Here is a 14104-nt window from a genome sequence, read left to right as displayed (position 1 = left end):
TAACAAGTATATACTTAATTAGGCTCTCTGATTGAAAATAATGAGAGCTAATAATTTTTTATGGCTTAAACGCTCATTTCATATCGGGTTGGCGAATTAACCTTAAGTTATTTAAGTATATCATTAGCAGTAAATTAAGAGGTTTATCTTTATGTTTCCTTGGTGGACTAAAATCTATTTGTCACTAATTCAGATCCCGGTTAAGCTTTTTGTCAAAAGCAAACCGATTCCGACCGATCCAATTACTGAATTAGATTTGGATACCAATAGACCTATCTTATATGTACTACCTTATAACTCTCAGATCGATTTAATGGTCGTTCGTTCGCTGTGTTTACGTTATGATTTACCTGATCCATTAAAAGGCATCGATATTAATGGCAAAATTGTGCCGGCTTTTATCTATATTGATAAAGGTCCTGGCTTTTTTGCTTCTAATCAGCTGCAAAATATGTCTATCGATATTTTAAAAGACTATATTTCGGCGCATCAGCAAAATGAAGATCTGGATATCCAAATGTTACCGGTTTCGGTTATGTTTGGACGTAGCCCGGATAAAGAAGGTAAAAAGAAACCTACGTTGCAAGTGCTTGGTGCAACTTATAAATTATATAAAATCATTGTATCAGGTCGAGACTGCTATACCCGTTTTTCCCGTACAGTATCGTTTAAAGCTTTACAGAATGATAAGCAGCAAGATATTTCGGTATTAGCTCATAAATTGGCTCGTGTTGCCCGCATTCACTTTGCTAAACAGAGAATGGCTTCGGTCGGACCTAAATTGCCGGTCAGACAAGAGATGCTCAACGGTTTACTTAAAAAACCGGGATTAGCTGAAGCGATCGAAGAAGAGGCGAAAAGTAAAAATATCAGTCAAGAGAAAGCGCAAAGAAATGCGTTAGCGATGTTAAATGAGATTGCCGCTAACTTTTCTTACCGAATGCTGCGTATCACCGATTTTGTACTGACTTGGGCATGGAATAGGCTCTATCAAGGCTTAAAAGTTACCAATGCTGACCCAGTGCGAGAACTGGCTCAAAATGGTCATGAAATTGTCTACGCACCTTGTCATCGAAGTCATATGGATTACCTGTTATTATCCTATGTTCTGTATCGTCAAGGATTAGTGCCACCACATATTGCCGCTGGTATTAATCTCAATTTCTGGCCTGCAGGTCCGATTTTTAGACGATTGGGGGCATTTTTTATCCGACGTTCGTTTCGAGGCAATAAACTTTATACTTCTGTTTTTCGGGAATATCTTGCTGAACTATTTATCCGTGGTTATGCGGTTGAATACTTTATCGAGGGAGGCCGTTCACGTACCGGTCGATTGCTCGATCCGAAAACCGGTATGTTAATGATGACCGTTCAAACACTTTTGCGTGGCGATGCAAGGCCGATCACTATTGTTCCGGTCTATATCGGCTACGAGCATGTTTTAGAAGTTGCCACTTATGCCAATGAACTGCGTGGCGCTCAAAAAAAGAAAGAGAGTTTATGGCGCACCATTAAAGCCTTTTTAAAACTGAAAAAATTGGGTTATGGTTATGTCAATTTTGGCCACCCTATACCTTTAAACCAATTTTTAACGCAACAAGTTCCGCAATGGCGAGATGCTATCGAACCAACCGGCACAGTGCGCCCGAACTGGCTGACACCGACAACCAATTTGTTGGCTAAAGAGATTATGGAGCGCATTAACTCATCAGCGGCAATTAATGCGATGAACTTATGTTGCTCGATCTTATTAGCAGCCGATCAACGAGCGCTAACTAAAGTGAGATTGCTTGAGCATATCAGTTATTTGATTAAACTATTTAAAAGCATTCCTTATTCGGATTTGATAACCATTCCCGATCAGACGCCCGAAGAGTTATTCGAGCATGCTAAACAAATGGGTAAATTTGTCATCACAACCGATGAAGCGGGTGAAATTGTTGGGCTTACAGCCGAACAAGCCATTTTAATGACGTATTACCGCAACAATATTCAACATTTGTTAATTATTCCAGCCATTGTTGCCAGAATTTTGTTAAAGCATAATCGAATCTCATCACAAGAGGTTGTTGAGCAAGTGAAATTGCTGTTCCCGTTAATTAAATCGGAACTGTTTCTTTATCATAACGATGAGCAATTAACTCAATATGTTCATCAGATCATTGACGCTTATGCTGAGTTGAATTTGATCAGTTATTCTCCGGATAAATTAACATTGAATTATTTAAAAATGTCGGGATTGCAATTACTCTCTTCATCTTCTAAAGATACATTACAGCGTTACGTTATTGCTTTTTCGTTATTGCAAAAAGATCCAAGCATTAGCCGAGGCACGCTAGAGAAAGAAGCACGCCTTATTGCTGAAAGATTATCAGTTTTACATGGTATTAATGCACCTGAATTTTTCGATAAAGGCGTTTTTTCAGCATTGGTCAGTTCAATGCGAGAACAGGGTTATTTAGATGATAAAGGCGATGCTAACTTGCCGAAAATTGAGGCTATGAATAACATTCTTAAACCCCTTATCACCGCCCGAGTGATGCAAACGATTGATGAAATTAATCCACTTGATAAGTAGATAAATTAACGCCTATTTTGGATAATCTTGCTCATGAACTTCCCATGAGCAAGACAATAATACAATACTTCATTTTTTTACACTAAAACACAGCTTAAATCTTAATTTTTTGCATGAATAATCGAGATTATTCAACAGATTTCTATTTTTTTTATTAATTCAGCCCCATTTATTTGACATATGTCAAAACTTTACATTTTTGTACTTGTTTTTCCCTTTATTTCCGGTCAATTAAATATTATCATTACAATTAATAGGGATGTTTTTTACTGCTTCCAACATAATAAATTTAATAATGTAATGTCAGCTTTTTAAGGAGTTCATATGCTATTTAACCGTAGACAGTTCTTTAAGATCTGTGCTGGTGGCATGGCAGGAACAACGGTTGCTACGTTGGGATTTGCGCCCAATGTAGCGCTTGCACAAACTCGCCAATATAAACTATTAAAATCAAAAGAAACACGCAATAACTGCACCTATTGTTCGGTAGGATGTGGCATGTTGCTCTATAGTCGTGGGGATGGTGCTAAAAATGCCGAGTCTTCGATTTTTCATATTGAAGGCGATCCTGATCATCCGGTGAGTCGAGGTTCTCTTTGTCCGAAAGGTGCTGGTGTGCTTGATTATATTAAAAGCGAGCAACGGGTTAAATATCCGGAATATCGAGCGCCAGGCTCTGATAAGTGGCAACGCATTAGTTGGGATGACGCAATAGACCGTATCGCTCGCTTAATGAAAGCTGACCGTGACAAAAATTTTATCGAGAAAAATAAACAAGGTACCACCGTTAATCGCTGGACAACAACCGGTTGGGCGGTAACCTCAGCAGCCAGTAATGAAACTGGTTGGTTAGCGTTTAAAATTGCCCGTTCACTGGGTATGTTAAGCCTTGAAACGCAAGCTAGGGTCTGCCATGGTCCTTCGGTATCAAGCTTAGCGGCAACCTATGGTCGTGGCGCCATGACCAACAATTGGAATGATATTAAAAATGCCAATGTGGTTATTGTTATGGGCGGTAATGCGGCTGAAGCGCACCCGGTTGGCTTTAAATGGGCTATTGAAGCAAAAATTTCAAATGGCGCCGAACTGATTGCTATTGATCCACGGTTTCATCGAACAGCTTCGGTAGCTGACCATTATGTCCCCATTCGCTCCGGCTCTGATATTGCTTTTTTACTTGGGGTGATTAATTATCTGATCACGCATAACGAAGTTAATTTTGAATATTTAGTCACCCATAGTAATGCCAGCTTACTGGTTCGGGATGATTTTAATTTTGATGAAGCTTCCGGACTATTTAGTGGTTATGATGCGGCTAATCGTCAGTATGATCAGACCAGTTGGGCTTACCAAAAAGATGACAATGGCTACGCCTTAAGAGATAAAACCCTTAGCCATCCACGTTGTGTTTGGAATCTGCTTAAAAAACATGTCAGCCGCTATACGCCGGAAATGGTTAATCAAATAACCGGTAGCCCGATTGACAATTTTTTACACGTTTGTCGTTCTTTAGCTAGCACCAAAACCAATGATAGAGCTGCGACATTTTTATATGCGTTAGGTTGGACACAACACACTTATGGCACCCAAATTATCCGCACAGCGGCAATGATTCAACTGATTTTAGGTAATATTGGCGTTATGGGCGGAGGCATTAATGCCTTGCGTGGACACTCTAACATTCAAGGTTTAACCGATGTGGGCTTGCTATCCAATCGCCTGCCAGCTTATCTTGATTTACCAAAAGAATCGCAAATTTCACTTGAGCAGTATTTAGATGAAAAAACCCCAAAACCGCTTGGTCCCAACGAGGTCAATTTTTGGGGGAATTATCCTAAATTCTTTATCAGCTTTATGAAATCCATGTATGGCGATAAAGCCACAAAAGAGAATAATTGGGGATTTGATTGGCTACCTAAGTGGGATCAAACTTACGACATGTTGCGATTTAGTAAGATGATGCGTGACGGTCAAGCTAATGGTTTTATCTGCCAAGGTTTTAATCCACTTGCGGCTTTACCGGATAAAAACAGCATTCGTGAAGGGTTATCTAATTTAAAATTTTTAGTAAGCATAGACCCGCTACCAACCGAAACAGCCGAATTTTGGAAAAATCATGGTGAGTCTAACGATGTTGATTCTAGCAAAATCCAAACTGAAGTCTTTAGGTTACCTTCAAACTGTTTTGCTGAAGAGAACGGCACAATCGTAAACTCTTCACGCTTGTTACAATGGCACTGGGCGGCGGCAAGACCACCATATGAATCACTTTACGATCCGGAAATCATTGCTCGTATCTATTTAAGAATTAAAGAGCTATATGCCCTTGAAGGTGGTGCTTATCATGAAGCTATCGATAATCTAACCTGGGATTATCAAGATCCAGAAGGACCAGCAGCCGAAGAGTTAGCCAAAGAGTGTAATGGTCGAGCACTAGCCGATCTCACCGATGCTAATGGCAATGTGGTGCTGAAAAAAGGACAATTATTGAGCGGATTTGCTCAATTAAAAGCCGACGGTACCACCTCTTCAGGTATTTGGATTTTCTGTGGCTCATGGACTGAACAAGGCAACCAAATGGCGCGGCGAGATCCTAGCGATCCGTCCGGTAAAGGTGTGCATTCCGGCTGGGCGTGGGCTTGGCCAATGAATCGCCGAGTACTGTATAACCGTGCTTCTGCTGATGAGAATGGTAATCCATGGGATCCTAAACGGGTATTAGTTAAATGGAATGGCTCAAGTTGGGTGGGTAATGATGTCGCCGATTTTACCGCTACATTACCACCGAGTTCAGGCGCTGGCGCATTTATTATGAATAACGACGGTTTAGGCGGATTATTTTGCTTAAATCGGTTAGTTGACGGACCTTTCCCGGAGCATTATGAACCGTTTGAAACACCAATTTCAAATAACCCTATGCATCCAAAACAAGTCAGTAGTCCGGTTGCGAGAGTATTTAAAGAAGATTTAGCTCGCTTAGGTAGCGCCAATGATTTCCCTTATGTCGGCACCACTTACAGTATTACTGAACACTTCCATTTTTGGACTCAACATGCAAGGCTAGCCTCCATTACGCAACCAGAGCAATTTATTGAACTTAGCGAGAATTTAGCAAGTAAAAAAGGCATAAAACTGGGCGATATGGTTAAAGTCTCTTCATATCGAGGCTACATCAAGGCTAAAGCAGTTGTCACTAAACGCCTGCCAACTTTAACAGTTGACGGTAAAGAGATCGAAACTATTGGCATTCCTATTGTATGGGGATTTACCGGCCAGACGAAAAAAGGATTTTTGGTCAATGAGTTAACACCGCACTTAGGCGATGCTAATTCACAAACACCGGAGTATAAATCGTTTTTAGTCAATATCGAAAAAGTTACCCCAGCGGCATAGGGAGGAAGATTTAGTTATGTCATTACAAACTCAAGATATTATTCGCCGCTCAGCAACCAATGCTTTAACACCGGCGCCACGAGCTCGGGACTACCAGCAAGAGGTAGCCAAATTAATCGATGTCACAACTTGCATCGGCTGTAAAGCCTGCCAAGTTGCGTGTAGCGAATGGAATGATTTGCGCGCTGAAGTTGGTCATACCGTTGGTGTTTATGATAATCCCGCTGATTTAGCACCGAAAGCGTGGACGGTTATGCGCTATTCGGAAGTGGAAGTAAATGGTAAATTCGAATGGTTAATACGCAAAGATGGTTGTATGCACTGTTCCGATCCGGGCTGTTTAAAAGCCTGTCCTTCAGAAGGGGCAATTATACAATATGCCAACGGTATCGTTGATTTTCAGTCAGAGCACTGTATTGGCTGTGGCTACTGTATGGCCGGTTGTCCATTTAACATTCCAAGAGTCAGTAAAGAAGATAATCACTCCTATAAATGTACGTTATGCGTAGATCGGGTTTCAGTGGGTCAAGAGCCAGCTTGCGTCAAAACCTGCCCAACCGGCGCCATTCATTTTGGTACTAAGCAAGATATGATTCGCCATGCTGAGCATCGTATTGAAGATCTGAAAAAACGTGGGTTTGAGCATGCCGGGCTTTATGATCCTCAAGGTGTGGGTGGTACGCATGTTATGTATGTGTTACATCATGCTGATCAGCCAGAACTTTATCACGGTTTACCCAAAGATCCGCATATCAGTGACGTTGTTAAATTTTGGAAAGGTGTCTGGAAGCCGATTTCGGCTGCGGCCTTTGTTGCTACATTTGGTGGATTACTATTCCATTATATGGGTGTCGGTGCAATAGAAGTAGATGAAGATGATATTGAACACGAAAAACAAGCCGATCAACAAGCAAGAAAACGTTTAGGCCTACCTATTTTTGGTCGAAAAAATAGTATCGATTCATCACAACAGGAGAATCACCATGAATAAAAAAGGAATGATATTAAGAACACCGCTTATTGTTCGCTTTTGCCACTGGTGTATGGTGTGCTTGTTTATTTTAACTGCGCTTTCAGGTTTATCTTTGTTTTTTCCGTCGATTAAACTATTTAGCTTAGTGCTCGGAACACCACAATTAGTTAGGGCATTACATCCAATTATTGGTTGTGTTGTTTTTGTACTGTTGATGTTTATGTTTTTAAAACTGGCTCATCATAACATCCCCAATAAAAACGATATTATTTGGATTAAAAACTTCAAAAGCGTCATTATGGGTAAAGAAGAAGGCATTCCGATAGGCAAATACAATATCGGGCAAAAGTTTTTATTCTGGTGCATTATGGGCTTAATTTCGGTCTTGTTTATTACCGGTATGATCATGTGGCGTAGATACGTTTCAGATTATTTCCCGGTTTATATTGTCCGTATTGCGATATTTTTCCATTCACTTGCCGCAATCGCTTTAATTCTACTTGCTATCGGTCACGCTTATATGGCTATTTGGGTTAAAGGCTCGATCAAAGGGATGATTACAGGTTATGTATCAAGAGCATGGGCACGTAAAAATCACTCAGCATGGTATGAGGAGGAAATGCAACAGCTTTATCAACAAGAACTGAAAGAAAATTCAAACAGCAAAACTGAGCAGGCAACGCAAAGTGATCAAAAACCGGCTGAAATATAATTAAAACCATCCGCTGATGCCTGTCGGCGGAAGTTTCTTAATTGACAATAAATCATGGTTAATATAATAATTACAGGTAAGCAATAATGAGTATAAAAATTGTCCCACAAGCACAACTCGAACAACACAATTTCAATTCAGTTATTAAACAAATCCCGTTAGTTTTTTATCCTTCTGCAAAAACGCTTTATACTCATCGAATAGAACGTTTACAAGCATTAGCCCGAAAAAGCCCATTTAGTGATTATTTAAATTTCTGTCTTCAAATAGCCCAGCAACAAGCTAATTTAGTAAAACAACAACCAGTTGAGCTTCACCAATCAATCCCGTTAAATAACGATAATCCACCATTAAGTTTAAAAAATTTACCATTAAGCGATGTGTGGCAAAAATATTTAAATCAATTGTTACAAGCCATTTCCGACACAACCCCGCAAATTACATTGGTCATTGAGTCACTGCTTAAAAATAGTGCTGAGCAACTACAGCAAAAAGCGTTTTATTTACTCAATGGTAAGCTCAATAAGGTAGAGGGAAATGAATCAATATTTATTTGGTCGGCGCTTTCGCTTTACTATTGCCAGTTAGCTAGCCAAATTAAAGGTAAAGCGGTTGCGGAAAATACCGATAACAGTTGGTTATGTCCTGTTTGTAATAGTATGCCGGTGGCAAGTGTCATTCAAATTGGCGGTAATAATGGTTTACGTTACTTACATTGTAGTTTGTGTGAAAGTGAGTGGTATGTACCGCGAGTAAAATGTACCAGTTGTGATGATTTACAACATATAGAATATTTTTCACTGGATAATACATTAGCCGCAATTAAAACGGAATGTTGTCATACTTGTCAAAGCTATCTGAAAATCTTTGATCAAGATAAAGACCCACATTTAGAAGTTATTGCTGATGATATCGCTTCATTAATTTTAGATATAAAAACCGAAGAAGAAGGATTTGCTAAAAGTGGCATCAATCCGTTTATTTTTGGTAACTAATCGTTGATTGCTTTATATTATTGCTATTAAACATTAGTCAGCGATTAGATGTTTGCCAATTGTATTTGGTTATTCAACATCCGATGATAGCTGATCGACAAATAATCGTGAGAAGACCCAGTTATCTTAATTAAGTACAAAGTAAATAAAAATAAAATACAACTTAACATTTGCAAATAATAAGACTAGAATTAGAACCACTGTACTAGTTTATGAGTGTAATCTATGAAACGTTATTTTTTATTGTTTGTTATGTTAATCATTGCGCCATTTTTCAGTTCGGCCAATACGGTTAAAAATGTCGCTATAACGGCGATTGTTGAACACCCTTCGTTAGATCAGATTCGTGATGGCGTTAAAGACGAATTAGTAGAAAGTGGCTTTAAATTAGACCAAGATCTAAAAGTGCAATATAAAAGTGCGCAAGGAAGTAGCGCTACCGCAGCCCAAATAGCCAGACAATTTGTTGCAGCTAAACCCGATGTAATTGTCGCAATCGCAACGCCAAGTGCTCAAGCTACTGCGGCGGCAACGAAACAAATTCCGGTTGTTTTTGCCGGGATCACCGACCCGATAGCGGCAAAATTAATAAAAGATTGGCAACCAAGTGGCACCAATATTACGGGCGTGTCGGATTATCAAGAAATTGTGCCACAGGTCGATTTCATGAAAAAAATTGTCCCTAACGTTAAATCAGTTGGGTATATTTATAGCCCAAACGAAATTAACTCCACTGTCGTATTAAAAAATTTACAAGCTGAGTTAACTAAACACAATATCGTTTTAGTCGCCGTGCCAGCACAACGAACAGCCGATATTTCAACTGCTGCAAATACCCTAAAAGGTAAAGTTGATCTTATCTATACGACCACTGATAATAATGTGGTTTCTGCTTATGATTCTTTAGTAAAATTCGCTAATGAAAATAAAATTCCATTGTTAGCATCTTTCCCCGATGCGATTGAGCGTGGTGCCGTTGCGGCATACGGCATGAGTTATTATGATGTTGGGCGTCAATCCGGGAAACTTGTTGTGCGGATTTTGAAAGGCGAAAAAGCTGGCGATATCAAACCAGAAATAGGTGAAGCATTACGCCTTGTTATAAATACCCAAGCGGCGAAAAAACAAGGGATCACGCTTTCTCCCCAAATTATCGAGTCGGCTTATAAAGTCATTGGCGATAACTAATTGATAACTAAGCGATAACCAGGCGCCAACATTATCTTATCAATATCTTTTATACTTTGCTCACGAAACTGAGCAAAGTATAACTTATAGTCACCCCCTGATTCACTTCACTACTCTTAACTTATCCCATAAAGTTGATGATGCGCTTAAATTGGTGTTATTTAATCTACCAATAATAGATTGCGTTTTTGCTATCCCCCACTCATAGTGTGTAATAAATTATTTACACCATTACTGTTCTTTTTTTCTAGAAAATTATCTGTTTTTGCTTTATAGTAAATCTATTAATCGCTTAATTGTAAAAAAATTCTTACAGGAGCACCTTATGCGTAATACGATTATAAAATTTTGTATGTTATTAAGCTTATCCATTATGGCTTTCTCATCTTCCGCAGAAACAAATGATGAGCAAAAAAATGTAGCTATCACCGCTATTGTTGAACACCCGGCATTAGATAATGTGCGAAAAGGTGTTGAAGATGAGTTAAAAGACAACGGTTATATTGCGGGTAAAAATCTTAAATTGCAGTTTTTAAGTGCACAAGGTAGTAGTGCTAATGCTGCTCAAATTGCCAAGCAGTTTGCGGCAAGTAAACCGGATGTGATTGTTGGCATCGCAACACCAAGTTCGCAAGCGTTAGTTGCCACAACAAAACTTATCCCAATTGTGTTTACCGCCGTTACCGATCCAGTTGCCGCTAAATTAACAACCAGTTGGGAAGCATCAAAAACAAATGTAACGGGCGTATCTGATGCGCTTTCACTCGATTCACAAATTGATCTGATGTTGAAAATTAAACCCGATGCGAAAAATATTGGCTATGTCTATAGCCCTAGCGAAGTGAATTCGACAATCATTTTAAAAGAGCTTCAAATAGCGTTAGAAAAACGTGGAATGAAAATCATAGCCGCCCCGGCACAACGCACTTCAGATATTTCTACTGCAGCCAGAAGTTTGAAAGGTAAAGTCGATTTGATCTATACTACCACCGATAACAATGTGGTTTCTGCCTATGAAGCTTTGGCTAAGGTTGCTAACGAAAGCAAAATCCCTCTTATTGCCTCAAACCCTGAATCAGCAGAGCGTGGTGCTATTGCCGCTTTAGGTATGAGCTATTATGATCTTGGCCGTCAAGCTGGTAAAATTGTTATTCGAATACTAAATGGTGAAAAACCCGGTGATATTCCGCCGCAAGTGGGAAATATCACACAATTAACAATTAATAAAAAAGCTGCTGAACGACAAGGAATCACATTGTCAGAAGAGGTGTTAAAATCAGCAGAAAATATTATTGAAAAATAACTGTTTATTCTTATTAACTAAACCGCCAATTTTGGCGGTTACTTTTAATGGATCTTTTCATGTCTTTTGAATTTTTATTAGGCTCAATTGGAATTGGACTTATTTATGCCCTTGTGAGTTTAGGTGTATTTATTTCCTTCCGTTTACTTGATTTTCCCGATTTAACGGCTGATGCAAGCTTTCCGTTAGGGGGCGCAGTTTGTGGATTATGTATCTATGTTGGTATCGATCCATGGATTGCAACCTTGCTTGGTATGCTTGCTGGCTGTTTAGCGGGTGCGATGACAGGTTTACTGTACGTTAAACTCAATATTTTACAATTACTTTCAAGTATTATAGTGATGATTGGGCTTTATTCGATCAATCTGCGGATCTTAGGTATTGGTCCATATGTTATGGGTGAAACACCTAGATTAGCAGGCTCACCAAATCTTTCGTTACTGGATGCTAAAACAATATTCTCGCCATTTATTGCGGAAGATTATAGTAATCAATACATCGTACAACCTTTAATGGTACTTGCTTTTGTTGTGGTATTTTGGGTATTACTGAATCTATTTTTAAATACCCAAAAAGGTTTAGCATTAAGGGCGACCGGTACAAATCCACGAATGGCAAAATCGCAAGGAATTCCAACCGGCAGTATCACTATTCTTGGCATGGCAATATCCAATGGTCTAATCGCATTAGGCGGCTCTTTATTTGTTCAAACTCAAGGTGGTGCCGATATTACTATAGGTGTTGGAACAATTGTGATAGGTCTTGCTTCGATTATTATTGGTGAAAGTATCTTTCCTACTAAACGTATATGGGCAGTGATGTTAGCGGTTATTTTTGGCTCTATTTTATATCGTTTATTTATTGCCTTTGCCCTTAGCAATCAATTCTTACAAGATATTGGCGTTGGAACGGAAGATTTAAATCTTATTACAGCAATTTTAGTTGTCCTTGCGCTGGTGTTACCTAAGCAGTTGCAGAAACGTTCAAAGAAAAGAGGAAGTTAACATGATTAAGGTTAGCGATATACAATTAACTTTTAATCAAGGAACACCGATTGAAAATCATGTTTTACGAGGATTAAATCTTAACGTCCGCAAAGGTGAATTTGTTACTATTATTGGTAGTAATGGTGCAGGTAAAAGCTCGTTACTTAATGTTATAAGTGGTGATTTATTTGCTGATTCAGGACATATTATTATCAATGATCAGGATGTCACCCGTTGCCCAGCTTGGAAAAGAGCGGGTATGGTTGCCCGAGTTTTTCAAGATCCTATGGTCGGTACTTGTGAGAACTTAACTATAGAAGAAAATCTAGCCATTGCTTATAACCGTGGTCATAGATTTAGATTAATCCCGGCATTAAATGGTAAACTTCGTGCAATTTTTAAAGACAAGCTAGCTACTTTGAACTTAGGACTTGAAAATCGCCTGTCCGATATGATGGGTTTGCTTTCTGGCGGTCAAAGACAAGCGGTCAGCTTGCTAATGTCGACTTTACAACCTTCAAAATTACTGTTACTTGATGAACATACTGCCGCCCTTGATCCTAAAACGGCACAGTTTGTTTTAGAACTGACTAATGAAATTGTTGGTCAAAATCAATTAACCACAATGATGGTTACCCATTCAATGAAACAAGCTTTAGAATATGGAAACAGAACAGTAATGCTTCATCAAGGACAGGTTGTACTTGATGTATCAGGAGAAAAAAGAAGTAAATTAACGGTCACAGACTTGCTTGAAATGTTTGAAAAAACCCGTGGTGAGAAAGTTACCGACGATGCCTTACTATTAGGTTAATCCTTCATATAATAAGCAATATTTCTACCGGAAATATTGCTTGCTACTCTCTATTCCTTTAAATTTTTTATCTAACTGACGTATTTTCAATGATGATCTTATACGCTCGCCATTATCAAAACCAAATTCTTATAAACTCTCATGAAAGTAAGTAGGTAGATACCCTCTAAAACATATTTATCAACATTTAAAGCTCATGCCTTATTGTTCCAATAATATGCCTTTCTCTTTGTGCCTGTAATCACTTTAGTTAACCAAAATAAATATATTCTCTCTATTCTTTCAAATTTTTCTCTAGCTGACGGTTTTTCAATGATGATCTTATACAATCACCGTTATCAAAACCAAATCCTTATAAACTCTCATCAAAGTAGGTTGATAGATTGCCTCTAAGACATATTTATCAACATTTAAATCTCATGCCTTATTGTTCCAATAATATGCCTTTCTCTTTGTGCCTGTAATCACTTAAGCTAACCAAAATAAATACACTTTTGAATGTGAGTTTATTTAATGACAGATCTAATACTATATACTGACAAGATCTTAAACACCAACAATGAATAGTTAGTAGTTTACTTTTACAGCCATTCGTCTTATTGGTAGTTATCATAAGCATGACATAGATTTGTCTTAATTTAAATGAACTATATTTGAGATATAAAAAGATAGAAATAGGATAATTGGGTATTGGTTAATTAGGTAATTAGGTAATTAGGTAATTAGGTAATTAGGTAATTGGATAATTAGGTAATTGGATAATTAGGTAATTGGATAATTAGGTAATTGGATAATTAGGTAATTGATTAATTGGTTAATTGAATAATTGAGTAATTGAGTAATTGAGTAATTGAGTAATTGAGTAATTGAGTAATTGAGTAATTGAGTAATTGAGTAATTGAGTAATTGGGAAATATCCAATTAAATGTTAATTATGCGGGAAACCACAAGTTAATGTGAACGATAATTTGGGAAAATAGTGATGACTAATTGATTATCCGATGTTTTTAAGTAATCAAATTAATAATCTATTCATATCTAGATTGGCAACAACAAATAGCAAAAAAGCCCAGCATTTCTGCTGGGCTTTCGCTCTAATTTAAAAGTCTGGCGGCACCCTACTCTCACATGGGTAATACCCACACTACCATCGGCACTACGG

General features: G+C 38.3%; 10 protein-coding genes. 9 read left to right on the top strand and 1 reads right to left on the bottom strand.

Annotation, left to right across the window (positions count from 1 at the left end):
• The first annotated feature begins 151 nt into the window (after window positions 1-151).
• The 9 genes from plsB to J3U42_RS10985 all read left to right on the top strand — a co-directional run bounded on the left by plsB (window position 152) and on the right by J3U42_RS10985 (window position 12942).
• Window positions 152-2578: a glycerol-3-phosphate 1-O-acyltransferase PlsB gene (plsB, locus tag J3U42_RS11025; protein ID WP_220218285.1), complete on the top strand. Its 2427-nt coding sequence runs from the start codon at window positions 152-154 to the stop codon at window positions 2576-2578.
• A gap of 324 nt (window positions 2579-2902) precedes the next feature.
• The gene (gene fdnG / locus J3U42_RS11020) at window positions 2903-5971 is read left to right on the top strand and encodes a formate dehydrogenase-N subunit alpha (RefSeq protein WP_267336470.1); all 3069 of its coding nucleotides are present in this window, start codon (window positions 2903-2905) and stop codon (window positions 5969-5971) included.
• 16 nt (window positions 5972-5987) lie between these two features.
• Window positions 5988-6962, top strand: a complete 975-nt coding sequence (gene fdxH / locus J3U42_RS11015; RefSeq protein ID WP_220218287.1) for a formate dehydrogenase subunit beta — start codon at window positions 5988-5990, stop codon at window positions 6960-6962.
• On the top strand, window positions 6955-7656 hold the full coding sequence (locus J3U42_RS11010) for a formate dehydrogenase subunit gamma (protein WP_220218288.1): 702 nt from the start codon (window positions 6955-6957) through the stop codon (window positions 7654-7656). Before fdxH ends, J3U42_RS11010 begins: the two co-directional genes overlap by 8 nt.
• Before the next feature lie 86 nt (window positions 7657-7742).
• Window positions 7743-8651, top strand: coding sequence for a formate dehydrogenase accessory protein FdhE (gene fdhE / locus J3U42_RS11005; protein WP_267336469.1), 909 nt, complete (start codon window positions 7743-7745; stop codon window positions 8649-8651).
• 225 nt (window positions 8652-8876) lie between these two features.
• Complete coding sequence (locus J3U42_RS11000) at window positions 8877-9839, top strand: ABC transporter substrate-binding protein (RefSeq protein ID WP_267336468.1); 963 nt, start codon at window positions 8877-8879, stop codon at window positions 9837-9839.
• A 325-nt stretch (window positions 9840-10164) separates the two neighbouring features.
• Window positions 10165-11142, top strand: coding sequence for an ABC transporter substrate-binding protein (locus J3U42_RS10995; RefSeq protein WP_220218291.1), 978 nt, complete (start codon window positions 10165-10167; stop codon window positions 11140-11142).
• 59 nt (window positions 11143-11201) lie between these two features.
• On the top strand, window positions 11202-12146 hold the full coding sequence (locus J3U42_RS10990; RefSeq protein WP_220218292.1) for an ABC transporter permease: 945 nt from the start codon (window positions 11202-11204) through the stop codon (window positions 12144-12146).
• Window position 12147: 1 nt separating this feature from the next.
• Window positions 12148-12942: an ABC transporter ATP-binding protein gene (locus J3U42_RS10985; protein WP_267336467.1), complete on the top strand. Its 795-nt coding sequence runs from the start codon at window positions 12148-12150 to the stop codon at window positions 12940-12942.
• Between the two features lie 762 nt (window positions 12943-13704).
• Here J3U42_RS10985 and J3U42_RS10980 read toward each other — a convergent pair.
• Window positions 13705-13863 carry a hypothetical protein gene (locus tag J3U42_RS10980; RefSeq protein WP_267336466.1) on the bottom strand — a complete coding sequence of 53 codons (159 nt, stop codon included), beginning with the start codon at window positions 13861-13863 and terminating at the stop codon, window positions 13705-13707.
• Window positions 13864-14104: the final 241 nt, after the last annotated feature.

The sequence above is a fragment of the Gilliamella sp. B2923 genome (assembly GCF_026536565.1).
In the GTDB taxonomy this organism is placed as follows: domain Bacteria; phylum Pseudomonadota; class Gammaproteobacteria; order Enterobacterales; family Orbaceae; genus Gilliamella.
The sequence above is the reverse complement of the archived record's forward strand: the minus strand, read 5'-3'. Positions and strand labels throughout refer to the sequence as shown.